Annotated in this window: 27 protein-coding genes; 14 read left to right on the forward strand and 13 right to left on the reverse strand. The window is 66.3% G+C overall.

Annotated elements, in window-relative coordinates:
• Positions 1–71 precede the first annotated feature (71 nt).
• The 3 genes from ACIBJI_RS08560 to ACIBJI_RS08570 all read right to left on the reverse strand — a co-directional run bounded on the left by ACIBJI_RS08560 (position 72) and on the right by ACIBJI_RS08570 (position 3720).
• Entirely contained in the window at positions 72–824 is a 753-nt protein-coding gene (locus tag ACIBJI_RS08560) for an SDR family NAD(P)-dependent oxidoreductase (RefSeq protein ID WP_396958187.1), read from the reverse strand.
• 160 nt (positions 825–984) lie between these two features.
• Complete coding sequence (locus tag ACIBJI_RS08565; protein WP_397083523.1) at positions 985–1644, reverse strand: TetR family transcriptional regulator; 660 nt, start codon at positions 1642–1644, stop codon at positions 985–987.
• Positions 1645–1722: 78 nt separating this feature from the next.
• Positions 1723–3720 (reverse strand): pyruvate dehydrogenase complex E1 component subunit beta, encoded by a 1998-nt coding sequence (locus tag ACIBJI_RS08570; protein ID WP_397083525.1) that lies wholly within the window; start codon positions 3718–3720, stop codon positions 1723–1725.
• A 135-nt stretch (positions 3721–3855) separates the two neighbouring features.
• On the opposite strand from ACIBJI_RS08570, the gene ACIBJI_RS08575 reads away from it, so the two are divergent.
• Entirely contained in the window at positions 3856–5016 is a 1161-nt protein-coding gene (locus ACIBJI_RS08575) for an acyl-CoA dehydrogenase family protein (protein WP_397083527.1), read from the forward strand.
• Positions 5017–5056: 40 nt separating this feature from the next.
• Here ACIBJI_RS08575 and ACIBJI_RS08580 read toward each other — a convergent pair whose 3' ends face one another.
• A complete protein-coding gene (locus tag ACIBJI_RS08580) occupies positions 5057–5920 on the reverse strand; it encodes a mycofactocin-coupled SDR family oxidoreductase (protein ID WP_397083529.1) in 864 nt (287 codons plus the stop codon).
• Positions 5921–6273: 353 nt separating this feature from the next.
• Here ACIBJI_RS08580 and ACIBJI_RS08585 point away from each other — a divergent pair, with 353 nt between their 5' ends.
• The 5 genes from ACIBJI_RS08585 to ACIBJI_RS08605 all read left to right on the forward strand — a co-directional run bounded on the left by ACIBJI_RS08585 (position 6274) and on the right by ACIBJI_RS08605 (position 9017).
• On the forward strand, positions 6274–7422 hold the full coding sequence (locus ACIBJI_RS08585) for an amidohydrolase family protein (RefSeq protein ID WP_397083531.1): 1149 nt from the start codon (positions 6274–6276) through the stop codon (positions 7420–7422).
• A gap of 70 nt (positions 7423–7492) precedes the next feature.
• Positions 7493–7702, forward strand: a complete 210-nt coding sequence (locus ACIBJI_RS08590; RefSeq protein WP_364342428.1) for a hypothetical protein — start codon at positions 7493–7495, stop codon at positions 7700–7702.
• Positions 7703–7760: 58 nt separating this feature from the next.
• A complete protein-coding gene (locus ACIBJI_RS08595; RefSeq protein ID WP_364342431.1) occupies positions 7761–8573 on the forward strand; it encodes a mycofactocin-coupled SDR family oxidoreductase in 813 nt (270 codons plus the stop codon).
• Positions 8574–8700: 127 nt separating this feature from the next.
• The gene (locus ACIBJI_RS08600) at positions 8701–8832 is read left to right on the forward strand and encodes a hypothetical protein (RefSeq protein ID WP_364342434.1); all 132 of its coding nucleotides are present in this window, start codon (positions 8701–8703) and stop codon (positions 8830–8832) included.
• The gene (locus ACIBJI_RS08605; protein WP_357465927.1) at positions 8829–9017 is read left to right on the forward strand and encodes a ferredoxin; all 189 of its coding nucleotides are present in this window, start codon (positions 8829–8831) and stop codon (positions 9015–9017) included. The genes ACIBJI_RS08600 and ACIBJI_RS08605 overlap by 4 nt, the downstream gene beginning before the upstream one ends.
• Before the next feature lie 94 nt (positions 9018–9111).
• On the opposite strand, the gene ACIBJI_RS08610 is transcribed toward ACIBJI_RS08605, so the two are convergent.
• Complete coding sequence (locus ACIBJI_RS08610) at positions 9112–9756, reverse strand: response regulator transcription factor (RefSeq protein WP_364342439.1); 645 nt, start codon at positions 9754–9756, stop codon at positions 9112–9114.
• Positions 9744–10913 (reverse strand): histidine kinase, encoded by a 1170-nt coding sequence (locus ACIBJI_RS08615; protein ID WP_364342442.1) that lies wholly within the window; start codon positions 10911–10913, stop codon positions 9744–9746. Before ACIBJI_RS08615 ends, ACIBJI_RS08610 begins: the two co-directional genes overlap by 13 nt.
• A 167-nt stretch (positions 10914–11080) precedes the next feature.
• Between ACIBJI_RS08615 and ACIBJI_RS08620 the strand changes: the two genes are divergently transcribed.
• The 3 genes from ACIBJI_RS08620 to ACIBJI_RS08630 are packed head-to-tail and all read left to right on the forward strand — an operon-like array spanning position 11081 to position 12743.
• The gene (locus ACIBJI_RS08620; protein ID WP_364342445.1) at positions 11081–11293 is read left to right on the forward strand and encodes a hypothetical protein; all 213 of its coding nucleotides are present in this window, start codon (positions 11081–11083) and stop codon (positions 11291–11293) included.
• A gap of 34 nt (positions 11294–11327) precedes the next feature.
• Positions 11328–12515 carry an FAD-dependent oxidoreductase gene (locus ACIBJI_RS08625; protein ID WP_364342448.1) on the forward strand — a complete coding sequence of 396 codons (1188 nt, stop codon included), beginning with the start codon at positions 11328–11330 and terminating at the stop codon, positions 12513–12515.
• 33 nt (positions 12516–12548) lie between these two features.
• Positions 12549–12743: a ferredoxin gene (locus ACIBJI_RS08630; RefSeq protein ID WP_063038717.1), complete on the forward strand. Its 195-nt coding sequence runs from the start codon at positions 12549–12551 to the stop codon at positions 12741–12743.
• A 117-nt stretch (positions 12744–12860) separates the two neighbouring features.
• Here the strand turns inward: ACIBJI_RS08630 and ACIBJI_RS08635 are convergent, their stop codons facing one another.
• Genes ACIBJI_RS08635 through ACIBJI_RS08650 form a run of 4 tightly spaced genes read right to left on the reverse strand, consistent with a single transcriptional unit; the run spans position 12861 to position 17015 of the window.
• A complete protein-coding gene (locus ACIBJI_RS08635) occupies positions 12861–13841 on the reverse strand; it encodes an NADPH:quinone oxidoreductase family protein (RefSeq protein ID WP_364342453.1) in 981 nt (326 codons plus the stop codon).
• Complete coding sequence (locus ACIBJI_RS08640) at positions 13838–15055, reverse strand: acyl-CoA dehydrogenase family protein (protein WP_364342456.1); 1218 nt, start codon at positions 15053–15055, stop codon at positions 13838–13840. Before ACIBJI_RS08640 ends, ACIBJI_RS08635 begins: the two co-directional genes overlap by 4 nt.
• Before the next feature lie 33 nt (positions 15056–15088).
• A complete protein-coding gene (locus tag ACIBJI_RS08645) occupies positions 15089–15856 on the reverse strand; it encodes an SDR family NAD(P)-dependent oxidoreductase (RefSeq protein WP_397083536.1) in 768 nt (255 codons plus the stop codon).
• A 10-nt stretch (positions 15857–15866) separates the two neighbouring features.
• Entirely contained in the window at positions 15867–17015 is a 1149-nt protein-coding gene (locus ACIBJI_RS08650; RefSeq protein ID WP_397083538.1) for an acyl-CoA dehydrogenase family protein, read from the reverse strand.
• A gap of 165 nt (positions 17016–17180) precedes the next feature.
• Between ACIBJI_RS08650 and ACIBJI_RS08655 the strand changes: the two genes are divergently transcribed.
• From ACIBJI_RS08655 to ACIBJI_RS08670, 4 genes are read left to right on the forward strand one after another with little or no spacing between them, the layout of a single operon-like run.
• A complete protein-coding gene (locus ACIBJI_RS08655; protein ID WP_397083540.1) occupies positions 17181–17945 on the forward strand; it encodes a crotonase/enoyl-CoA hydratase family protein in 765 nt (254 codons plus the stop codon).
• Positions 17945–19129, forward strand: coding sequence for a CaiB/BaiF CoA transferase family protein (locus ACIBJI_RS08660; RefSeq protein WP_397083542.1), 1185 nt, complete (start codon positions 17945–17947; stop codon positions 19127–19129). Before ACIBJI_RS08655 ends, ACIBJI_RS08660 begins: the two co-directional genes overlap by 1 nt.
• Positions 19130–19140: 11 nt before the next feature.
• Positions 19141–20286: a thiolase family protein gene (locus ACIBJI_RS08665; RefSeq protein ID WP_397083544.1), complete on the forward strand. Its 1146-nt coding sequence runs from the start codon at positions 19141–19143 to the stop codon at positions 20284–20286.
• 20 nt (positions 20287–20306) lie between these two features.
• A complete protein-coding gene (locus ACIBJI_RS08670; protein ID WP_397083546.1) occupies positions 20307–21965 on the forward strand; it encodes a thiolase C-terminal domain-containing protein in 1659 nt (552 codons plus the stop codon).
• 25 nt (positions 21966–21990) lie between these two features.
• On the opposite strand, the gene ACIBJI_RS08675 is transcribed toward ACIBJI_RS08670, so the two are convergent.
• On the reverse strand, positions 21991–22398 hold the full coding sequence (locus tag ACIBJI_RS08675; RefSeq protein ID WP_364342479.1) for a hypothetical protein: 408 nt from the start codon (positions 22396–22398) through the stop codon (positions 21991–21993).
• 27 nt (positions 22399–22425) lie between these two features.
• Positions 22426–23097, reverse strand: coding sequence for a TetR/AcrR family transcriptional regulator (locus ACIBJI_RS08680; RefSeq protein WP_364342482.1), 672 nt, complete (start codon positions 23095–23097; stop codon positions 22426–22428).
• Positions 23098–23205: 108 nt separating this feature from the next.
• On the opposite strand from ACIBJI_RS08680, the gene ACIBJI_RS08685 reads away from it, so the two are divergent.
• The gene (locus ACIBJI_RS08685; RefSeq protein WP_364342485.1) at positions 23206–23577 is read left to right on the forward strand and encodes a DoxX family protein; all 372 of its coding nucleotides are present in this window, start codon (positions 23206–23208) and stop codon (positions 23575–23577) included.
• A 90-nt stretch (positions 23578–23667) separates the two neighbouring features.
• Here the strand turns inward: ACIBJI_RS08685 and ACIBJI_RS08690 are convergent, their stop codons facing one another.
• The gene (locus ACIBJI_RS08690; RefSeq protein WP_397083550.1) at positions 23668–24867 is read right to left on the reverse strand and encodes an acyl-CoA dehydrogenase family protein; all 1200 of its coding nucleotides are present in this window, start codon (positions 24865–24867) and stop codon (positions 23668–23670) included.
• Positions 24868–24935 lie beyond the last annotated feature (68 nt).

Raw genomic sequence — 24935 nt, forward strand, 5'->3', positions numbered from 1 at the left:
AAAGTTTTCTGTACCGATCAGACTAATCAACCGTGGCGCGGCAGACAACCATTCGCGACGGTTGCGCCACATCACGGCAATGAGTAGCCGCCGTCGACGACCAGGGAATGCCCGGTGACCCAACGCGATTCATCGCTGGCGAGATAGACGACCGCGCCGGTGATGTCGGCGGGCGCACCGAATCCGAGCGGATGCTTCGCCTCGATCGCATTCATCGCTTCGGCGGGCAGGCCGTCGTGCACAGCCGTCGGAAAGGTGCCGGGACATACGGCGTTGACCCGAATCCCCTCCTTGGCGTATTCGAGTGCGGCGACGCGGGTCAGGTGGATCACCCCAGCCTTCGAGGCGCAATATGGCGCGGCATAAGCCCAAGCGGTCAGCCCACTGACGGAGGCGATATTGACGATGGAGACATTCGACTTCTTGCGCAGCGCGCGGGCTACGGCACGGATGCCATGGAAAGTGCCGGTCAGGTTGACAGACATGGTGCGCTGCCAGTCCTCGGTGGACAGGTGGTGGATGCGGGCGTTCGGCGACACGATGCCCGCGGTGTTCACCAGCACATCGACGGTGCCGCTGCGCTCGACCGCGGACCGGATGAGTGCGTCGAATTCGTCACCATCGGCGACGTCCAGCCGCTCCGCTGCCACGGTAATTCCCTTGGCGCGCAATGTATCCGCTAGCGAAGCCATGCCATCGACATCGACATCGGCGAGGACGAGATCGCGAACCCCCTCCTCGGCGCAGCGCAGCGCGACCGCCGAGCCGAGCGCGCCACCTGCGCCGGTCACCACCGCGGTCTTGCCTTCGAGCCTCGAACCCATGCCGGCCTCCCATGTCGGGACTGTCAATTAATTAGAACACTCGGTATACAAAACCAAAACCGCAATTCTGTCAAGGTCTCGCGGGCCGACCGCCGGAAACGCCGAACGCCGCGTCGGACAACACACGGTTGTCGAACGCGGCGTTCGGATCGACCAGATGCTAGGCGCTACTCGCCACCGTCTGCGCCTCGACCTGCGCCTCCAGCGCCTCGAGATCACATTCGCCGTCAGCGAAGCCATTGAAGAGGGTGTGGCAGTAGGACTTCGACAGGAATTTCGCATCCCACCGCTTATCCGGATCGAGCCACTGATAGGTGCGGTTGTGCATATTGAGAAACTGCAACATGGCCAGGGTCGGATCGGCCTTGCGCAGCGATCCGTCGTCCATCGCGTCGACCAGTAGCGACCGCACGACATTCTCGACTTCCTTGCGCTTCTCGAGCATGCGGGACAGATTCTCGCCGGTCAGTTGGCGATAGTCGTGTTCGTACACCCAGATATGGTCCAGGCGCCCGAATATGACATTCAGCAATTCCTCGGACAACAACCGAAGTTTGACCAGCGGCGCAGCATCCAACTCCTGGATGCGCGCGGCGACGACCAACAACGGGTCGAGCACCCTGCCCTGGATTTCGACGAGCAGATTTTCCTTGGAGCCGATGTAGTAGTACAGCGCACCCTTGGCAAGGCCGACCGTGTCACCGATCTCGATGATCCCGGTCGCGGCATAACCCTTTTTCGCGAATAGCGCCGCGGCCGTATCGATGATTTCCTGTCGCTTGACCTCGTAGGCAGGTCCGTGTCCTGGTGGTCGAGCCATTTCATCCCTCCCTCGGTCGCGTGCGAACCGAGTATACGCAGAGTGAACGGTCGGTAGAAACTACCGTCTCGGCGTCGGTCACGGGTGGGCGTCCAAGGATTCGCGAATCGCGGCCTCGATGCGCGCCTCGTCGGGCAGCCAGATCTGCTCCAGCGTCGGGCTGTATGGCGCGGGTGTCGGACCGGCCGTCACTCGGATCACCGGCGCGTCCAGGTACCAGAATCCCTCGCGGACGGCGCGGGCGGCCAGTTCGGCGCCGACGCCGAATTCACCGACGGCCTGATGGACGACCACCAGACGATTCGTCTTGCGCAGCGAGGTCAGGACGGTATCGAAGTCCAGCGGACTGATGGTCCGCAGATCGATGACCTCGACCTCGATGCCCTCGGCGGACAGGCGATCGGCCACGGCGAGGCAGTCGTACATCATCTTCGAATACGAGACCACGGTCGCGTCGACGCCGGGTCGTCGCACGATCGCCTTGCCGAGGGGCACAATGTGATCCGCCGACGGCTCGGGCCCCTTCTTGCCGTACAGCAGGCGGTTCTCGATGAAGATCACCGGATTGGGATCCTGGATCGCGGCGCGCAACAAGCCGTAGGTATCGGCCGGAGTCGACGGCATCACCACCGTCAGCCCGGGGATGTGCGCGAGCAGACCCTCCAGACTCTGAGAATGCTGGCTGCCGGAGGATTTGCCCGCACCGAACTGGGTGCGCACCACCAGTGGCATGGTCACCGCGCCGCCGGTCATGAAGCGCAATTTGGCCGCCTGGTTCATCAATTGATCCAGGCAGACGCCGATGAAGTCGAAGTACATCAGTTCGACGACCGGGCGGTAGCCCGCCATCGCCGCACCCACCGCGGTCCCCATGATCGCGCTTTCGGAAATCGGGGTGTCACGGACGCGGCCCGGGTATTTCTCGGCCAGACCGCGCGTCAATCCGTAGACATTGCCGCCCTTTCCGACATCGATGCCCGCCAGGAAGACGGTCGGATCGTCCGCGAGCTCACGATTCAACGCATTGGTGATCGCATGCATGATTTTCAGCGATCCGTCGGTCGGTGTCGCCGGTTCCGGTATGTCGGCACGTGGTGTGGTGACGAAATCGCCGGCCGTCTCGGCGGCGGGGTACGGTGCGGCGGTGGCCTGCTCGATCGCGTGCTCGATCACTGCGTCGACCTCGCGCTCGACGACGGTCAGTTGCTCGGCCAGCCCGCGCCCGCGCATGGTGTCGCCGAGCAGTACCAGCGGATCGCGCTTCTTCCATTCGGCGAGTTCTTCGGCGTCCCGGTAGCTTTCGGGATCGCCCTCGTAGTGCCCGTGCCAGCGGTAGGTGGTGGCCTCGACGATCATCGGGCCCGCACCGGCGCGCAGCTGAGTAACGAGCTCGCGCTGTAGCGCCGCGACCTGCACGACATCATTGCCGTCCACCCCGTGGTATTCGACGCCGTAGCCCGCCGCGCGCTCGCGCAGGGTCGCCCGGTGCTGGTCGGCCGCCGCGGAGAATTCGGAGTAGCCGTTGTTCTCGCAGAAGAAGATGACAGGCAGGTCCCACACCGCGGCCAAATTGACCGATTCATGAAACACCCCCTGGGCGATGGCGCCGTCGCCGAAGAAGGCGACGACCACGCCGCCGCCCCGGCGCAGCTGGGCGGCGGTGCCGGCGCCGACCGCGATCGGCAGGCCCGCACCTACAATGCCGTTCGCGCCGAAGATCCCCTTGCGTGGATCCGCGATGTGCATGGAACCGCCGCGCCCCTTGCAGGTTCCGCTCTCCTTGCCCATGAGCTCGGCGAACATGCCGTCGACATCGAGGCCCTTGGCGATGCAGTGGCCGTGGCCACGATGGGTCGAGGTCACCACATCCCGGTCGTCCAGTGGCCAGCAGGCGCCGACCGCGGATGCCTCCTGACCGATGGACAGATGCAGGAATCCCGGTATCCGGCTGTCGCGGTAGAGCCGGGCGGCGTGCTCTTCGAACCGCCGAATCGTCAGCATTCTCCGGTACATCTCGGTCAGCGTCGCCGCATTCCCCAAGTCCGTTGTCCGCGAATTGGATTCAGTCATTGTCATGGATTTCTCACCGATCGGTCGACGGCCTCGCACTCGGTGCGACTGTTGACGTGCGGCACCGATGGTAAATATTATACCGAGTGTTCGAAAAAACAAGAGTCGCTGTTGGCGACCAGACGACAGGACGGACTCGCTATGGATCTAGACCTGCCAGCCGAGGCGATCGAGCTACAGAAGCTGTGCCGTGACTTCGCCGAACGGGAGATCGAGCCGCATGCCGAGTCCTGGTCGGAGCAGGAACGATTCCCGTCCCAGGTCTTCTTGAAAATGGGCGAGTTGGACCTGACCGGATTGCTCGTCGCCCCCGAGTACGGCGGCACCGATGTCGGGTTCGTCTCCTATGTGGCCGCCATGGAAATGATCGGCGCGGCGGATCAGTCGCTGGCCGCCTGCTGGAACGCCCACTCCACCATCGCCTCGCTACCCCTGGCCACCTTCGGCACCCAGGAACAGAAGGCGAAATGGCTGACGCCGCTCGCGCAGGGCACCCATATCGGCGCCTTCGGACTGACGGAACCGACCGCGGGCTCGGATGCGGCCGGTATCCGGACCACCGCTCGGCGTGACGGTGACGGATGGCTCATCAACGGCACCAAAATGTTCATCACCAATGCGGGCACCGAGATCAGTCTCGGCGTCACGATTCTCGCGGTGACCGGCACCGATAATGACGGAACCAGAAGGTACGGAACGTTTTTCGTGCCGACCGGCACACCGGGCTATACCGTCGGCCATCCGATGAAGAAGCTCGGCTGGCATGCGATGGATTCGCGGGAGCTGATCTTCGACGATTGCTGGATCCCGGGCGAGAACCTGATCGGCGACGAGGGCAACGGATTACGGCAGTTCCTCGATGTGCTCGACGGCGGCCGCATCAGCGTCGCGGCACTGGCGCTGTCCCTGGCCCAAGAGGCGCTCGATCTCGCTGCCACCCATGCGTCCCAACGCGAACAGTTCGGCAAGCCGCTCTCGGCGTTCCAGGCGGTACAGCACAAGCTCGCCGATATGGCCACCGAGGTCGAAGCGGCACGCGCCCTCGTCTATCGCGCCGCATGGCTCGCCGACGAGGGCAGGCCGTTCGGCCAAGCGGCGGCCATGGCCAAGTTGTACGCCTCCGAGGTGGCCAATCGAGCGGCCAGCGCCAGCGTCCAGATCCACGGCGGCTATGGCTATATGCGCGAGTCGAAGATCTCGCGCTTCTATGCCGATGCCAAGATTCTCGAAATCGGCGAGGGCACCAACGAGATTCAGCGCAATGTGATCGCGCGGTATGTGGTGCGCTCGTCCCGAGCCTGAATGGGGTGGGTGGGCAGCCGACCACTGCCCACCCACCTGGTCAGAAAGTCGGCAGCTGGGGGCGCTTCTTGACGTAACCACCGGCGTCGACACGCATCTGCATGCCGGTCACCCACCGGGATTCCTCGGAAATCAGAAAGAGCACGGCGTCGGCGATGTCCTCGGGTTCGACATAGGGGTTGCCCATGCCGGTGGTCGCGGGAAAGGAGACCAAGGCATCCTCGCGCGTCGGATTATCCAGATCGGGCCGGAACGAGCGGTACATGAGCTCGTTGTTGAGCATGTCGGTATTGACGTTCGTCGGGTGCACCGCATTGGCCCTGATCTGCCGGGATGCGAGTACGGTCGCGAGATCGTGGATGAAGGCGGCGACGGTGCGCTTGGCAAAGGAGTAACCGAGACCGCCGGGACCGTTGGCGGGGTTGTCGACGCTCGCCGGAATCAGCGCGGCCAGCGATCCGGTCGCCACGATCGAGGCCCCCGCCTTCAAATGCGGCAGGGCGGCCTCGACGGCGTGGACGACGCCGTTGAAATCGACGGTGATGGCATCGATGAAGGCCAGTGCACTGTCCTGCGGACCCAACGGGGCGATACCGGCTTGTGCGACAACGCCATCGAGCCTGCCGAACTCGGCAACCCCTTCGGCCACGGCGGCCTTCAATGCGGCCGGGTCGCGCACATCGGCCTTACGGGCGACGATGCGCCGCCCGAGCTTGTCGACCAGGCGGGCGGTTTCGTCGAGGTCGTCCTGACTCGCCAGCGCATAACCGTTGGTGGGGATGTTCTCGCACAGATCGACGGCGATGATGTCGGCGCCCTCCTCCGCGAGCCGCAGCGCGTGTGCGCGCCCCTGACCGCGGGCGGCTCCGGTAATGAAGACGACTTTGTCCTGTACTCGACCCATCGTGAGTTTCCTTCCATCGACTCTGGCGGCACGGCGGGACACTCGAATGCGGGCGCGGATCCACTCCGGCGCTGCCGTGGACACGGCGCGGCCGCGCGATCCCGGCGAGCTGGTGCCATGAGCATAGTTAGTTCGACTGTAAATGGGTAGACTGAATATTGCTTGATTAGTTGACGAAGGCACAGTTTCCGCTGAGTGAGAAGTAATCAGGTGTACACAATAAGCGGAGTGATATAGAGTTTGTGTGCCAGCACACAGCTGGCTTCGGCTCTGCGCTGCGTATGTCGAGGGCGGAGCAAGCCCCATTTGCGGGACTACTCCGGCGCGCCGCGATCTGGACGAGGGAGCACAAGATGCCATTGCAGCCATGGATGAAGCTGCTGTCGACCGATGACCACCTGATCGAGCCCCCACGGCTGTGGGTGGACCGGTTGCCCGCGAAGTACCGGGAGGCCGGTCCGCGAATCGTGGAGCAGGATCGGGAGGGCTACGCCGCACCCGCGGAGGTGTGGACCTACGAGGGCCGCGTGTACCCCTACATCGGACTGAATGCCGTCGCGGGTAAGAATCCCGAGGAGTTCGGCACCGAACCGACCCGCTACGACGAGATGATCCCGGGCTGCTATGACCCGAAGGCCAGACTGCGCGATATGGACCTCGACGGCGTCTGGGGCGCGCTGTGCTTTCCCTCCTTCCCGCGCTTCGCGGGCACGGTATTCCTGGAGAGCCAGGACAAGGAACTCGCGTTGCTGTCTGTGCGGGCGTGGAACGACTTCGTGCTCGACGAGTGGTGCGCGGCCGGTCCGGCCGACCGCCTGATCCCGCTGAGCATTCTGCCGCTGTGGGATGTGCAGGCCTGTGTCGCGGAGATCCACCGGGTCGCCGCCAAGGGCTCGAAGGCGATCTCCTTCCCGGAGAATCCGGCGCCGCTGGGGTTGCCGTCGTTCTACAGCGACCATTGGGACCCGATGTTCTCCGCGCTCGAGGAGACCGATATGCCGCTGTGCCTGCACTTCGGCACCTCGGGCAAGCCGCCGAAGACCTCAGAGGAGGCTCCGTTCGCGGTGACCATCTCGCTGTTCGGCTGCAACTCCATGTTCGCCACCGCGGACCTGTTGTTCTCGCCGGTGTTCCATCGGCACCCCAAGTTGAAGGTCGGCTTATCCGAGGGCGGCATCGGCTGGATGCCGTACATGTTGGAGCGGATGGACGGCACCTGGGAGCGGCATCGCTTCTACCAGAACATCAATCAAGACGTTCGCCCCTCGGACCTGTTCAAGAAGCACTTCCATGGCTGCTTCATCGATGACCGGTTCGGCATCGAGGTGCGCCACCACATCGGGGTCGAGCGCATCACCTGGGAATGCGATTACCCGCACTCCGACTCGTACTGGCCCAAGAGCCGTGCCTACGCGGCCGAGGTACTGGCCGATGTACCGGACGACGAGGTACACCAGATGGTCGAACTGAACACCCGTCGGCTCTACAACCTTCCGGCATGAGCGATCAGCCCCGGAGGCGGCGGCGCCGCGTACCCACACAGGGCCCCGATCATGCCGCAGGAGGTACCGCATGAGCCGCAAGCCCGAGTCCGAGCGCTCCGACTGGACGGAACTGGATCTGCTGACCCGCGAGGAGGCCTACGGCCGCCTGCAGGAGGAGATCGGCGAGGTCGAGGCGCGGCTGCCCGAACTCGGTGCGGCCGACGCCGCCGAGCGCGAGTTGCTCGAAACCCGGCTCCGCGCGCTGCGCGAGGCAGCCGCCGATCTGCTCGGCCGCTGACTCGTCACGTCGGTCAGCGGCACGGAAAGCATTGCACAACAATAGAACTGAGGTTGGTATGGGGCGTGTAGAGGGCAAGGTCGCACTCATCACCGGAGCTGGGCGCGGCCAGGGTCGCTCGCATGCGGTGCGGCTGGCGGAAGAGGGGGCCGCCGTCGTGATCACCGATGTCTGCCAGGAGATCAGCAAGGCGCTGCCCTATCCGCTGGCGACGAAGGAACAGCTCGAGGAGACCGCGAAGCTGGTCGAGGCCGTCGGCGGGCGGTGCGTCGTAGTCCAGGCCGACGTGCGCTCGCTCAGCGATATGCGGGCCGCGGTGGACGCGGCGACGGCCGAATTCGGTCACCTCGACACGATTGTCGCCAATGCCGGGGTGATGAGTGCCGGTCGCGCCTGGGAATTGTCCGAGGAGGAGTGGGACGTCACCATGGACGTCAACCTCAAGGGCGTTTGGAATACCGTGCGTGCCGCGGTACCCGGCATGATCGCCGCCGATGCGGGCGGCTCGATCATCATTACCAGCTCGGCCGCGGGTATCCGGGGCCATGTGCCCTACGCCCACTATGTGGCGAGCAAGCACGGGGTGGTCGGCCTGATGAAGGCGCTGTCCAATGAGCTTGCCAAACACCGGATTCGGGTGAACACCGTGCATCCCACCGGCGTCAGCGACACTGGCATCACGGTAGGCGTGCCGATGGAGGAACTGAAGGAACGCGAGCCACTGTTCGCGCTGGCCGCGATGAATACGCTGCACACCCACGTCGAGCCACGGGATATCTCGAATGCTGTGCTGTTCCTCGCTTCCGACGAAGCGCGCTACGTGACGGGACTGCAATTCACCGTCGACGCGGGTTCGACCACCAAGCCATGAGCGAGCGAACAACCGACACAGCCACGTTCGTGGTCGTGACGCAGCCGAGCGGCAGCGCGGCGCGGTCATGACTACGCTCCCGACGATCGGATTCCCGGGGCGACGGCGCGTCAGGTGGTGCGCGCCTATGCCGAGCCCGTCATCACGGCGGGCGCACGCGCCGACGGCGATGTTGGTGACGGAACTGCTGACCATCGCCTACGCCGGGCCGATGAATCTCGGCGAAATCTCTACTCTCGAGAACGGAGTTGTTCGATGAAGATCACGATCGACAGTTCGCTGTGTTCCGGACACGCCCGGTGCGCGGCCGCGGCCCCGGAGTTGTTCGAACTCGATGACGACGGCTACGCCCTGCCGTTCGAAGGCGAAGTGCCCGCGGATCTGGAGAATGCGGCGCGCGAGGGTGAAATGGCCTGTCCGGAGCGCGCGATCACCATCGAGTAACACCGTTCATCCCCAACAGCCCGAACTCAACGCCTCGTCGAGAACCTGCCCGCAGGTCTCTGGACGGGGCGCTCGTGCTCGACCACCCCCGCCGCTAGGCGTTATTGAGGTAGGCGAGTACCGCAAGCACCCGGCGATGTCCGCTATCTGTCGTCGGCAGCCCGAGTTTCTGGAAGACATTGCCGATGTGCTTGCTGACCGCGCGTTCGGTGACAACGAGTGTTTCCGCGATCGTGGCGTTGTCGTGCCCGGCCGCCATCAATTCGAGTACTTCGCGCTCCCGTGGCGTCAGCGAGTCCAGGGGTGAATTCCGGCGGCGGGTGAGCAGTTGACTCACCACCTCGGGGTCGAGCGCGGTGCCGCCGCCCGCGACCCGCTCCAGCGCCTCCAGGAATTCGTCGACCCGACCCACCCGGTCCTTGAGCAGATAGCCGACCCCACTGGCTCCGCCGCCGAGCAATTCGGCGGCATAGGACTCCTCGACGTACTGCGAGAGCACGAGCACCGGCAATCCAGGCAACTCCTTGCGTGCGGCCAGCGCCGCCCGCAGACCCTCGTCCCGGAAGGCCGGCGGCAGCCGGACATCGAGCACCGCGATATCCGGACGGTGAGTGAGCAATGCGGGCACAATCTCCGGTCCGCTGCCCACCACGGCCACGACCTCGTGTCCGGCCGAGGTCAGCAATAGGACGAGTCCTTCCCGTAGCAGGGCATTGTCCTCGGCCATCACCACGCGCACGGCAGATCCACCTCGATTTCGGTCGGACCCCCGACGGGGCTGGTCACAGTAAAGGTCCCATCGAGTGCGGCGACCCGACGTTGCATGCCGAGCACACCGGACCCCTCGGAACCGTTGCCCCGCAACATATCCTCGACTCCGCCACTACCCTCGTCACGCACTACCACGCGCAATCCATTGGGTATCCGCGTGATTCGCACATCGGCCCGCTCGGACCCGCTGTGCTTGGCCGCATTGGTCAATGCCTCGGCGACGACGAAGTAGGCCGCCGCCTCTACCGCCGCCGGGGCGCGCGGACCCTGCGACACCTCGTCTACGTCCACGGTGACATCGAGACCACTGTCGGTCGCGAGTGCCAGGATCGCACCGGCGAGGCCGCGGTCGGTGAGGATCGGCGGGTGGATCACCCGCACGATGTGGCGCAGTTCGGTCAGCGCCTCCTCGGTGAGTTGCTGTGCCTCGTCGAGCAGTTTGCGCGCGTTCGCGGGATCGCGGTCCATGGCGCGCTTCGCCAGACCGATCCGCATGGACAGCGATACCAACCGCGCCTGCGTGCCGTCGTGCAGATCGCGTTCGATGCGGCGCAATTCGGCGCCGTGTGCGGCGATCGCACTGGTACGGGTCTGCGTCAGCTCGTCGACCCGTGCCGCGAGCCACGCCTTGGGCGGGGGTCGCAGCAGTGAGCGAGACCAATTGGCATCCAGATCGGCTAATCGACCGATCAGCGGTAGTACCAGCGCTTTTCGGCCGAGCACACCGCACCACACCCCGTCGACGGGCAAGCCGATCAGCCACAGCGGTATCGCCAGATAGGCCAGGGCGCCGTAGAAGTAGTAGGCCAGCATCCAGCGCAGGTCGGCGAGCGTCGTCGGGTCGCGCACGACCGCGCGCAGACTCTGCCGCAGCGGGCCGCTGATCGACGAATACGCCTCGGGGACGGCGCGACCGGTCCATGTCGCCACTTGGCGCCGCTTGCTACCCGCGAACTGGCGCACCAACTGGACCGTCACCGGCACCATCCCGATGCCGACCAGCGACAGCGCACCGGCCAGCGTCAGCAACAGCATGGCAATGAACAGGTACGAGCCGAAGGCCAGCGCCGCGGCATTGGCCAGCTGGGCGGTTGCCCGCGCCGCCTGTCGCACCGTTTTCCGCATGTGACCAGGCTATGCGAAGCGATGCCCGCCGACGGTGTAGCGCGGTACCGCCGAGGGGTGTAGCCAGGTACACCTCGACTTCGGGACCGCACTCCCTCGTTGCGACGAGCCGGAGACGGAATCGTTTACGCCAGACGTTAACCGGCTCCGATCTCGAAGGAATCGACATGAAGTCCGTCCAAACGCGGCTCTCCGCGAAGCCCACCCTCTGGCTGCTGTTCCTGTTCAACCTCGCCATCGCGCTGGCAGTCGGCTTCGAACCGGTGGCCGACAGCCTCGGCCTCGACGGTATCCAGCAGATCGCCACTTGCGTCGCCATGGGGCTGGTCTCGGTGGGGGCGGGCGCCGCCCTGCTGCGCAGGCGCCTGCAGCTCGTCTGACCCCGACCACCAGACCTACGAAAGAGATTCAGCCATGTATGTACCCGAGAGCGTACTGGTAGTCGGTGCCTCCGCGGCCGGACTGTCCACCGCGGAAGCCTTGCTGCGCAATGGATATCAGGGCAGCGTCACCATCCTCGGCGCCGAGCCCGAACTTCCCTACGACCGGCCGCCGCTGTCCAAGCAGATTCTGGCGGGCGCCTGGGAACCCGAGAAGGCCCAACTGCGCCCCACCACACATCTGGCCGCGATGCCGATGGATCTGGTCCTCGGCGAGACCGCGGTCGCCCTCGACCCGGTGAACCACATCGTGCACGCCGAATCCGGGCTGGCCGTACAGGCCGACGCCGTCGTGATCGCCACCGGGGTGCACGCCCGCACACTGCCCGGCGCGGACGGCCTGGCCGGTGTGCACGTGCTGCGTAATCTCGCGGACGCAGTCGCCCTGCGCGCGGATCTGCTGCGCGCCACTCGGCTCGTGGTGGTCGGTGAAGGCGTACTCGGCTCCGAAATCGCCGCCACCGCACGGACTATGGGCCTGGACGTCACCGTGGTCGGCCCCCTGTTGGCGCCGATGGCCGGACAACTCGGTCCGGTGATCGCACCCCTGCTCGGCGATCTGCACACCGAACGCGGGGTGCGGATGCGGCTCGGCACCGGAGTCAGCGGATTCATCCACGACGGCGGCCGGGTCGGTGGGGTGCGGCTGGATACCGGGGAGGAACTGCCCGCCGATGTCGTCGTGGTCGCGGTCGGCGCGGTCCCGGCGACCGAATGGCTGACCGACAGCGGACTGACGCTGGACAACGGCGTGGTGTGCGACTCCTATTGCCGTGCGGCCCAAGGTATTTACGCCGCGGGGGATGTCGCCCGCTGGTATGACGACCACGTGGGCGGCCTGGTCCGGATGGAGAACCGCACCAACGCCACCGAACAGGCCGCAGCGGTCGCCGCCAATCTGCTCGGCGCCGAACAGTCCTACACCCCGATCCCCTACTTCTGGACCGATCAGTTCGACACCAAGATCCAGGTCCACGGCACCCTCCCGACCGGAGCGGACGTCGAGATCGTGAACGGTTCCACCGACGAGCGCAGATTCGTCGCCCGTTACACCCTCGAGGGTCGAGTCACCGGCGTCGTCGGCTGGAACATGCCCAAACAGACCCGCCTGCGCAGGCAGGAAATCGTCGAGGCCCGGTCGGCCGCGACCAGCCGGGCCTGACAAACGTCGGCGCTAACAAACAAGGAGTCCCCCATGAAAGTCACCATCGACGAAGACAAGTGCGTCGCCTGCGGACAGTGCGTGGCCGTCGCCCCCGATGTCTTCGACCAGCGCGACGAGGACGGCATCGTCATCCTGCTCGACGCGAACCCACCCGAGGATCAGGCCGCCGATGTCCGGGAGGCCGCCGCGGTCTGCCCGGCGCTGGTCATCACCATCCAGGAATAACCGTCCGCGAAAGCAAACCCGGCAATGAATGCCATCGCCGATATCGTGGAATCCAGCCGCCCGCACAGCGTGACCGCTTCGACGGTGGCGGCACCGCCACCATGGTGGTGGTGCCGCTCAGGTGGCAGTCATATCGAGGACGATCTTTCCGGTGGTGCGGCGTTCGGCAACGTCGGTCAATGCGGTGGCGATTTCGGCGAGCGGATGGACCTGGGAGACGAGCGGACGCATCCCGTCACGAACCATCGCGGCCAGCGCACGATCACCGGCTGCTACGGCATCTTTGGCGTACTGGCGCAACATCCGGATCTCGAAGCCTCGTACGGTCGCTTCTTTGAGCAGTACGAGATTCAGCGGAATGCTGGGAATCTTCCCGTCGGCATACCCGACCGTGACGAATCGGCCGCCGCGCCGCAGTCCGCGCAGGGCGGCCTCCGAGTAGTCGCCGCCCACCGGATCGATCACCAGGTGGACGCCTTCGCCGCCGGTGACTTCGCGCAACCGCTTCTTCAGATCCTCACGGACATAATCGATTCCGGCCTCGGCGCCGAGCTTGCGCGTGACCACGAGCCGGTCCTCGCTCGACGCGGCCGCGATGACGTGTAGTCCCAACCGGGTGCCGACATCGACCGCGGCCGAGCCGACCCCGCCCGCCGCGCCGAGCACCACCGCCCACTCCCCCGCTTTCCCCTCGCCGATGGTGACCAGCGAGTGGTAGGCGGTCGCGTAGGTGACGTGAAACGCGGCGGCGTGCACCATATCGAGACCGTCCGGAATCGGGCGCAAACCCGCGGCGGGCACCACGATCTGTTCGGCGAACGCACCGGTAAGCGCGGCTCCGGCCACCGGCGAACCCACCGGCGGACCCGCCACTCCGGGCCCCAAAGCCGTTATGACACCCGCGAATTCACTGCCGGGTGTGAAAGGCAGCGGTGCCGATACCTGATATCGGTTCGCGATGACCAGCACATCCGGGTAGTTGACCGCAGCGGCATGTACCCGGATCAGCACTTCGCCGGGACCGGGCTGGGGATCGTCGAGCTCGACGACCGACAGTCCAGCGGGCGCACCGTATTCGGTGCAGCGCGCCGCCCTCATCGAGTCCGCCCAACCGACGGCATCGCCGGATCGCGTGGCAGGCCGAGCACCTGTTCGGCGATGGTATTGCGTTGGATCTCCGCGGTTCCCGCACCGATCGTGGAGGCCCGGGTGCGCAGAAAGCCCCACACCCAGCGACCCCGCTGCACGGCGTGCGGATCGCGCCGACCGAGCACACCGTAGGCGCCGAGCATATCGACGGCGAATTCGTGCAGGTCCTGTTCGAAGGTCACGATGAACAGCCGCGATGTCGACGATGCGGGCCCCGGCTCGCCCTTTGCCATGATGTCGGCGATCGTGCGCATGCCAGTCAACCGCATGATCGACACCCGAATCTCGAAGTCCGCCAATCGATCACGCACCAATGGATCCGAGGTCACCCCCCGCTCATGCGCCAGCTCGATCAGCTCATCGAGTACGCGCCGGTACATCGCGGCCTGGTTCATCGCCCCGGCCGCGCGCTCATGGCCCAGGCTGGTGCGCACCAGTGGCCAACCGCCGTTTTCCGTGCCGATCCGATTGACGACCGGCACCCGCACATCGCTGAAGAAGATCTCGCAGAAGTGCGCGTCGCCGGTCAGATCACGCAGCGGCCGCACGCTCACGCCGGGTGCGTGCGCATCGATCAGCAGATAGCTGATCCCCTCCTGCCGCGATCCCGGCGGACCGGTGCGGACGAGGGTGAAGATGATGTCGGCGATATCGGCGGCGCTGTTCCACACCTTCTGCCCGTTGACCACATACTCCGCGTCGGGATCGTCGGGACCGCCGCCCTCGAGCCGCGCCGAGGTGCGCAGCGCGGGCAGATCCGATCCGGCACCCGGCTCGGAATACCCCTGCGCCCAAACCATATCGCCGCGCAGCATGGGAGCCAGGAAGCGCTGCTTCTGCTCGGCCGTGCCGTATTTGATGATCGTCGGCGCGGCGATGCCCAGACCGGTGCCCAGCGGGCCAGGCACCCGTGCCCGCGCGTACTCCTCCTGGTAGATCACCTGACGCCCGAAGCTCAGCCCCATCCCACCGTATTCCCGCGGCCAGCTCGGACCGGCGTATCCGGCGTCGAAAAGCGTTGCCAACCAGGCCTTCTGCCAGGCCAGTCGCTCGGCCGGATCCTTGGGTCGACGACCGGGATGATGGTCGGTCAGGAACGCCCGCAGGCGTGCCCGGAACTGCTCATCGGTCTCGACCTGCTCCTCGCTGAACGTGAGAGTCACCTGGCTCCTCCATGGTTGCGATCGGTGCGGCGCTCAGCGCGGCGCCATGCGGATGGCGCCGTCGAGCCGGATGGTCTGGCCGTTGAGGTAGGGGTTCTCCAGCATCTCGATGGCCAGGCGGGCGTAGTCGTCGCCATCACCGAGGCGCTTGGGATGCGGCACGGTGGCAGCCAGGCTTTCGCGGATGTCCTCGCGCAGCCGGGCGAGCATGGGGGTGTCCATGATGCCAGGCGCGATGGTGTTCACCCGGATCTGCCAGCTGGCCAGATCGCGGGCAGCGACCAAGGTGATGCCGTGCACGCCCGCCTTGGATGCGGTGTAGGAGGTCTGTCCGATCTGGCCGTCGAATGCGGCGACCGATGCGGTGAGGACGATGGAACCGCGGTCGCCGTCGACGATCTCGTTCGCCGCCATGCGGGCGGCGGCCAAGCGCAGCACGTTGTAGGTGCCGATCAGGTTGATCCGCACGACCTCGGCGAAGGTCGCGAGTTCGCCCGGGGTGCGGTCGCGGTCGATGATCCGGACCCGGTCGCCGCCGCGGCCGGCGCAGTGCACGACGAAACGCAGCGGACCGCTCTTTTCGGCGGCATCGAGGGCGGCGGAGATCTCGGCCTCGTCGGTCACATCCGCACGAACGAACTGTGCCGCGTCGCCGAGTTCGGCGACGGCCTTGGCGCCCTGCTCCTCGGAGATGTCGGCGAGGACGACGCGGCCGCCGCGGTCGATGATCCGACGCGCGGTGGCCAGGCCGAGCCCGGAGGCGCCACCGGTGACCAGTGCCGAGGAACCGTCGATGTGCATACCAAACTCCTTATAAGCCAAGGGATTTACTGATGATGGTCTTCATGACCTCGCTGGTGCCGCCATAGATGCGGCTCACCCGGGCGTCGGCGTAGAGCCGGGCGATCGGGGATTCGAGGATGTAGCCGTAGCCGCCGTGCAGTTGCAGGCAGCGGTCGACCACCCGGCCCTGCATCTCGGTGCAGAAGAGCTTGGTCTTGGCCGCGTCGACGGGACTCAATTCGCCGGCGACCAATGCTGTGACGGCCGCGTCGAGCATGGTCTGGGCGGCCTCGACTTCGGCGGCGATGGCCGCGAGTTCGAATTTGGTGTTCTGGAAGTGCGCTACCGGTTTACCGAATACGGTCCGGTCCCGCACGTAGGTGATGGTCATTTCGAGCGCGGCCCTGGCCTGCGCGACCGCACCGACCGAGATGGCCAGCCGCTCCTGCGCCAGATTGCGGCCGAGGTAGGAGAACGCCTCGCCTTCCGCGCCGAGCAGATTGGCAACGGGGACGCGCACATCGGCGAAAGACAGCTCGACGGTGTCCTGCACGGTGAGACCGAGTTTGTCGAGTTTGCGCCCGACGGTGAAGCCCGCCATCCCCTTCTCCACCACCAGCAGGGAAAGGCCCGCGCGGCGATTGTCCGGATCGGTGCTGGTCCGTGCGACGACGATAACCAGGTCGGCATGGTAGCCACCGGTAATGAAGGTCTTGGCTCCGTTGAGAACGTAGTAGTCGCCGCCGCGGACCGCCTTGGTCGCGACGCCCGCCAGATCCGAACCGGTCCCGGGTTCGCTCATCGCGATCGCGGTGTAGAGCGCACCCGAGGCCAGGCCCGGGAACCAGCGGGACCGCTGGGGGTCGTCGGCCAGGCCGAGGAAGTACGGGACGACGATGTCGAGATGGGTACGCAGGCCGCCGAGCGTCACACCCGCCCGCGCGCACTCTTCCTGGAGCACCACGTTGTAGCGGTAGTCGTCCTGACCGCCGCCGCCGAATTCCTCGGGAACGGCGGTGCCGATGATGCCGAGCTTGCCCAGCGAGGTGAACAGTTCGCGGGGGACCAGGCCCGCCGCGCGCCACTGCTCGTACTCCGGGACCACCTCGCGGGCGAGGTAATCGCGGACCAGGAGGCGGAAGTCCTCGTGGTCCTGGGTGAACAGCGTCCGGCGCATCCGGTTACCTCCTCGTAGCGAGCGCGTCGCCATGGCCGCCAAGGGCCGCCGCGACGAATTCAGTATACGCATTCATTCGGAAAATTAGCCAAATTAAGTATACTGTTCTGAATCGACGGGCCCGAGAGCGGCGCCGATCGACGGCCAGTGCGCGAAGGAGAAGATGTGTCGGACGAAGTGCTTGTGGAGCGCCGGGGCGCGGTCCAGGTCATAACGATCAATCGCCCGGCGGCGAAGAACGCGCTCAACGCCGGGGTCGCGGCCGGGGTGGCGGCCGCAGTCGATGAGCTCGACCAGTCCGACGAGCTATGGGCAGGCGTGCTCACCGGCGCCGGAGGAACTTTCTCGTCCGGAATGGATTTGAAGGCGTGGCTGCGCGGTGAGAGTCCCGCGATCGAAGGCCGCGGCCTGTGCGGGATCACGATGACGCCGCCGCGCAAACCGCTGATCGCGGCGGTCGAGGGTTGGGCCGTGGCCGGTGGCTTCGAACTGCTACTGGCCTGCGATCTCGTGGTCGCGGCCCGCACCGCGCGGGTGGGCGTGCCCGAGGTGAAGCGGTCGCTGGTCGCCCGTGGCGGCGCCGCCTTGCTGCTGCCCCGGCGAGTGCCGTTCGCGATCGCATTGGAGTTGCTGCTGACCGGTGATCCGATCGGCGCCGAGCGAGCGGCCGAGATCGGCCTGGTCAATCGGCTCACCGAGGAGGGCGCCGCGCTGGAGGGTGCGCTGGCGCTCGCCGAAACGATCACGGCGAATGGACCTTTGGCCGTCTCGGCGACCAAGCAGATCGCCCGTTCCAGCGCCGACTGGACGCTGGAGGAGGGCTGGGCCGCACAGGTCGCGATCGCGCAGCCGGTGTTCTCCTCTGCCGATGCCGTAGAAGGCGCCACCGCCTTCGCCGAAAAGAGGGCACCGATCTGGAAAGGTCGCTGATGACCGGCGGACCGCTGGCGGGGTGCCGGGTGGTCGAGCTCGGCGGCATCGGTCCCGGCCCCTTCGCTGGCATGTTCCTCGCCGATCTCGGTGCCGAGGTCGTCCGGGTGGATCGACCGGAACGCGCCGATGAGCCGGACGCGAGCGGCCCGACCAATGTGACCGATCGCGGGAAGCGTTCTGTGGTACTCGATCTCAAGCATCCGTCGGGCCCGGCCGCACTGCTCGACCTGATCGAGCGTGCCGACGTCCTGATCGAAGGATTTCGTCCCGGCGTCACCGAGCGTCTCGGTATCGGGCCGCACGAATGCCTGGCTCGCAACCCCCGGCTGGTGTACGGCCGGATGACCGGATGGGGTCAGGATGGCCCGCTGGCCGCCGCGGCCGGGCACGATATCGGATATATCGCCCTCACGGGCGCGCTGAGTGCGATCGGATCAGCGGGCGGACCACCACAGATCCCACTCAATCTGGTCGGTGATTTCGGAGGCGGCGGTTGCTATCTGGTGATCGGGGTGCTCGCCGCGCTGTATGCCGTCGAGCGAACCGGCCGCGGCCAAGTCGTCGATGCGGCGATCGTGGATGGCACCGCGCATCTGCTCGCGAGCACCTTCGCCAAACTCGCGCGCGGTGCGTGGACCGACGAGCGCGGGGTCAACCAACTCGACGGTGGTTGGCCGTTCTATTCCGTCTACGAGACCAAAGACGGTCGACACATGGCCGTCGGTGCGCTGGAAGCGAAGTTCTACCGGCAGCTGATCGAACTGCTCGACCTCGATATCGATCCCGCACAACAGCACGACCGCTCGACCTGGCCGAAGCTGCGAAATATATTGGCCGAACGATTCGCCGAACGCACCCGCGACGAATGGGCCCAGTTGTTCGAGGGGACCGACGCCTGCGTCGCGCCCGTACTCGGCCTCACCGAGGCGGCAGCGCATCCGCATCTGGCCGCGCGCGGGAGTGTGATCACTCGAGACGGTGTGGTCCAACCCGCTGCGGCGCCGCGGTTTTCGGCCACCCCGGCGCGACCAGGCGCTACCGCACCGACCATCGGCGCCGACACCCGCGCGGTATTTCAGGATTGGGGCATCGGCAGCGGCGACGAGCTCGTCCACAGCGGTGCCGCCAGGCAGGCAACCAACACCAGACCGGGTCGCCACCGTGCCGACCCACAGGACTGAGGAGGTCCATCATGAGAGACGCCGTCATCGTCGATGCGGTCCGCACCCCGATCGGTAAACGCAACGGCACCCTCGGGCCGGTGCACGCGGCCGATCTGTCCGCGAAGGTACTCAATGCGCTGGTGGAGCGCACCGGAATCGATCCCGCCATCGTGGACGATGTGGTCTGGGGCTGTGTTACCCAGATCGGTGACCAGTCGAGCAATATCGGGCGGTTCGCGGTACTCGCGGCCGGGTGGCCGGAACACGTGCCCGGTGTGACGATCAACCGGGCCTGTGGTTCCAGCCAGCAGGCCATCGACTCCGCGGCGCACGCCGTCATGGCCGGGCAGTACGACCTCGTGGTCGCCGGTGGTGTGGAGACGATGACCCGGGTTCCGCTCGGCTCGCACCGGACCACGGGACAGCCTTACGGTCCCGCGGTGCTGGCCCGCTATGACAACTTCGAGTTCAACCAGGGCATCGGTGCCGAGTTGATGGTCGAACGGTGGGGCTTCACCCGAACCCAGCTCGACGAGTTCGCGGCACAATCGCATGCCAAGGCGGCCGCGGCGATCGACGACGGTGTGTTCGACGACCACATCGTGCCGATCGAGGTCGACGGCACCAAATTCACCGTGGACGAAGGACTGCGCCGGGGTACCACGGCGGAGAAGTTGGCCGGGCTGAAGCCGTCGTTCAAGCCCGACGGCACGATCCACGCGGGCAATTCGTCCCAGATCGCCGACGGTGCGGCCGCGCTGCTCATCACGACCAGCGAACGGGCCCGCGAACTCGGGCTCACCCCGATCGCGCGTTACCACTCCGGCGCGGTGAGCGGCGCCGACCCGATCCTGATGCTGACCGGGCCTATCCCGGCGACGGAGAAGGTGCTGCGCAAGGCCGGACTGTCCATCGACGATATCGGTGCGTTCGAGGTCAACGAGGCCTTCGCGCCGGTGCCGCTGGCTTGGCTCGCCGAAACCGGTGCCGATGCCGAAAAGCTCAATCCGCTCGGCGGCGCGATCGGTGTCGGCCACCCGCTCGGCGGTTCGGGTGCCATTCTGATGACGCGACTGCTGGCCCAGCTGCGACGCGAGAACCTGCGGTACGGATTGCAGACCATGTGTGAGGGCGGCGGCACCGCCAACGCGACCATTATCGAACTGCTGCACTGAAATTCGAGGATTGCGACATTATGACTTCCGCCCCGGATCGTCCGCTTCCGCAAACGACACTCGCGAGCGCGGAATTCTGGCGATCCGGTGCCGACGGCGTGCTCAGGATTTCGCACTGCGCCGACTGCGGGCGGTTCTTCCATCCGCCGATGCCGATATGCCCGACCTGCCGCGGGCGCGCGGTGTCGCTCGCACCGACTTCCGGGAAGGCGGTGGTCGTCGGGTTCAGCGTGAACCATCAGACCTGGTTGCCGAAGTTCCCGCCGCCGTATGTGGTTGCGGTCGTCGCGCTCACCGAGGACGATCGGGCGCGACTGACCACCAATATCGTGGGGTGTGAGCCGGACGACGTGCACATCGGGATGCGGGTGCGTGTGCGTTTCGAACAGGTCGAGGATGTGTACCTTCCGCTGTTCGAGCCGGACCCGGAAACCGAAGCGGCCGAAGGGCCCGGGCCGCTGCCCGAGCCGCGCGAGGTACGAAATGCGCTGCGGCCCATGGCTTCCACACGCAAGTACGAGGACAAGGTCGCACTCACCGGAGTCGGGCAATCACAAGTGGGTCGACGGCTCATGGTCGACCCGATCTCGCTGACCGTCGACGCTTGCCTGGCCGCGGTGGCGGACGCCGGGCTCGACCTGAGCGAGATCGATGGACTGTCCACCTACCCGGGAGCAGTCCCCGGCGGGATGAGCGAAGGCGGCATCACCGCCCTGACCGAGGCATTGCAACTGACTCCGACCTGGGTCAACGGCGCACGCGAGGTGCCGGGGCAGATCGGCTCCATCACCGCCGCCATGCTCGCGGTCGCGGCTGGGCTGTGTCGGCATGTGCTGTGCTTCCGCACGGTCTGGGAGTCCTCGCACAGTGCGCTGCTGCGCTCGGGCGAATGGCATCCCGACGGCGGACGCGCGAGCGGGATGATGGAGTTCCGGGCCCCATTCGGGGCCATGTCGGCCGCGCAGTGGATCGGCTGCAACGCCTCGCACTACCTGCACCGGTACGGTGTCGGCCGCGAAGCGCTCGGCGCCATCGCGGTCACCACACGCGCGGGGGCGGCCCGCAACCCGGAGGCCCTCTACCGCGACCCGCTCACCATCGACGACTACTTCGATGCCCGCATGGTGACCACGCCCTTCGGGCTCTACGACTGCGATGTGCCGTGCGACGGCGCGATCGCGGTCGTGGTCTCTGCGATCGAAACCGCCGACGACCGCCCGCACCCACCGGTGCTGGTCGAGGCCGTCGGCACCGCGATCCTGGAGCGGCTCAGCTGGGACCAGGACACCCTGACCCACACCCCACAGTCCCGCGGCCCGTCGGCCCACCTCTGGACCCGCACCGACCTGACCCCCGCCGACGTGGACGTCGCCCTCCTCTACGACGGCTTCACCTTCAACGCCCTCTCCTGGATCGAGGGGCTCGGCTTCTGCGGCCCTGGCGAGGCAACCGATTTCATCGCAGGCGGTAAAACCATCGCCCTCGATGGCCCCCTCCCCCTGAACCCGCACGGCGGACAACTCTCGGCCGGTCGGCTGCACGGCTACGGTTTCATCCGCGAGGCGATGCTGCAACTGCGCGGTGATGCCCACGGCCGTCAGGTCGACGACGCACGAGTCGCGGTGGTCACCGCGGGAGGCGGTGTCCCTTCCGGGGCAATGCTTTTGAAACGGGCGTAGGCACCCGATCACCGCAGCGTCGAAGCTACGCCCGGTCCTCGTAGGCCTTCATCAGTTCGCGGCGCAGGATTTTGCCGCTGGGGAGACGAGGCACCGCCTCGAAGGAGATCGATGTGGGGCATTTGTAGTGGGCGAGGTTTTCGCGGCAGTAGGCGATCAGGGTTGCGGCGAACTCCGGGCCTGGGGTGGCTGGGGCGGCGGGTTGGACGACAGCGTGGACGCGTTGGCCGAATTCGGCGTCGGAGATGCCGATCACGGCCACGTCGTCTACTGCGGGGTGCAGAGTGAGTGCGTCCTCGATTTCTCGGGGGTAGATATTGACGCCGCCGGACAGGATCAGGTCGGTGCGGCTTCCGATGTCCCGGTTCAGCTTCGAGTCACGTTCTTGTCGCGACCTGAGCACAGGGCGACCGACCAGGTGAACCCGAGGCACCCTGGCGATATTAGAGTATCCTGAATCCTATCCAGGATCGGCAGGCCCGCCGTGGCGTCCTACCGGAACGCCGAGACAGGTGTCCAACGGGTTCGACGTGGTGAGTCGTTCGACCAGCCGCTGCCACCCGTCAGCCAATTGATGTCGCGCGGCGGCGGCATCCGCCGCGGTCGCGGTGTGCAGATAGAGCAGGACGGGGGCTTCCAGGGCCGCGGTCAGCTGGATGGCGAGGACATCGGTGTCGGGAATGTCGACGCGCGCCTGGTTCAGCAGCATGCGGATGTGAAATTGGGAGATGGTGGCCGCGCCGACGGGGATCGGCTGGTTGGCGTCCAGGGATGCGCGGGCGATCGCGATGTGGTCGAACAGGAAATCCAGGCGGGCGCGGCCGAAGGCGATCAAGCGCTGGATCGGGTCGGCGCCGGGGCCCAGCGGCGGTGGGCCCGACAGCACCGATTGCTGGAAGACTTTTTCGTCCTCGTCCATCAGCGCGTGGAAGATGCCCGCTCTGGTCCGGAATCGGCGGAATACCGTGCCCTTGCCGAGTCCGGCACGTTCGGCCAGTCCGTCCATAGTCACTTTTTCGACGCCGAGTTCGTCGACCAACTGCCGTGCGACATCCAGCAGACGTCGTCGATTGCGTGCGGCATCACCGCGTTCATTGCGCGGCAGACCCAGGCGTAGTGCGGTCGGTTCCACGAGTTCCAAGGTACCGCCGGGAATGAAAGCGGGGTAAAGTCCGTTTTTGATTCTGTTCGCGTTTGCCCGCTCACCGCCTCCGGTCGAGCGATTGACTAGGAGTTCTCGATGAACGTCTTCCTCTGGATCCTGCAGGGCCTGCTGGCCGTGGTCTTGGTGGCCGCCGGCGCGACGAAACTGGCCCAGCCGCGCGAGAAACTCGCCGACAAGATGTCCTGGGTCGAGAGCTTCACCGATCAGCAGGTCAAGGCGATCGGCGCGGTCGAGGTGGTGGGCGGGCTCGGCCTCGTGCTGCCCGCGCTCACCGGAATCGTCCCGATACTCACCCCGATCGCCGCGGTCGGCGTCGCGATCATCATGATCGGCGCCGCCCTGACGCACGCGCGGCGGAGCGAATGGGCCGAAATCACGCCCAGCGTGGTGCTATTCGTGCTCGCCGCCGTGATCGCGTGGGGCCGGTTCGGTCCTTACTCATTCTGATGCCGCATCCGGCGCGGCCGCCCGCGCCGGATGGCGAGCGGCCGTGTACTACCTATCGCGGCACCATCTCGCGCGGAACGACGACCGTCATCACCGGGATTCTCGGGGTAACCCCAGTCCCCGCTCCGCAACCTGGGTTCGCAGGATCTCGTTCGCGCCACCGGCGATGGTGTAGGCACGCGAATACAGGTGCGCGTCCTGCCACCAGCCCGCCGCCACCGCATCCGGGTCGGCCTCGGTCAGTAGCGCCTCGGTGCCCTGCAGCCGCATCCCGAATTCGACCAGGTCGTAATTGAGTTCGCTGAAGAAGATCTTGCCGATCGGAGCGTCGGCGGGCCGTTCGGTGTGGTGCAGCATCCGGGACTGAGCGAGGCCGACCATTGCCGCGTTGACGTAGACCCGCGTGGCGAGCTCACCGATCGCCTGCCGCGTGGCCGAATCCTCGAGTGCGGGCCTGCCGCCGACCGATGTCGCCCCGGCCAGTCGCAGCAGATCGTCCAGCACGGCGAACAACTCCACCCCACGCGCGGCCACGCCGGAGCGCTCGTGGCCGAGGCTGCTCATCGCCACCCGCCAGCCGTCGTCCACCCGGCCGATCACATTCGCGACCGGAATCCGGACGCCGTCGAGGAATACCTCGTTGAAGTCGGTGGTTCCGGTGATCTCGCGCAGCGGCCGGATGTCGACGCCCGGACTGCGCATATCGAGCGCAAATGCGGTGATGCCCTTATGTTTCGGCGCATCACGGTCGGTGCGCGCGAGCAGATATCCCATATCCGCGTGCTGGCCGTTGGTGGTCCAGACCTTCTGACCGTCGATGACGAACACGGCGTCGTCGCCTTCACCCTCGAGCCGCGCGCGCGTCTGCAATGCCGCCAGATCACTGCCCGCACCCGGCTCACTGAACAACTGGCACCACACGTCTTCGCAGGTGCGGATGCGGGGTAGAAAGCGCGCCTGCTGCTCGTCGGTGCCGAATTCGATCACCGCGGCCGACGCGAGCGCGGCCGCGCCGATGGGCTGCCAGGTGCGGGCCCGGGTGATCTCTTCGACGACGATGAACGGTTCGAGCGGATGCGCGTCGGGCCGACCGCCGTATTCGGCGGGCCAGTTGATGCCGAGGAAGCCCGCCTCGAACAGCTTCGCGGTCCACTCGCGGATCGCGGGCATGAGTTCGGGCTCGGGCGCGCGCACACCGGTGTGGGTCTTGATTCCGGGCGCGTGTTCGGCGACGAATGCCCGCACCTTCTTTCGGAACGCTTCGAGCTCCGGCGTGGACTCCAGCTGCATCGCTATCTCCTCCTCATCGTCGCGCCACACGCCCCACGATGGGGCCACTCTAACCCACGGTTCGACCA

Origin of the sequence: Nocardia sp. NPDC050408, assembly GCF_044458905.1 — a bacterium.
GTDB lineage: Bacteria > Actinomycetota > Actinomycetes > Mycobacteriales > Mycobacteriaceae > Nocardia.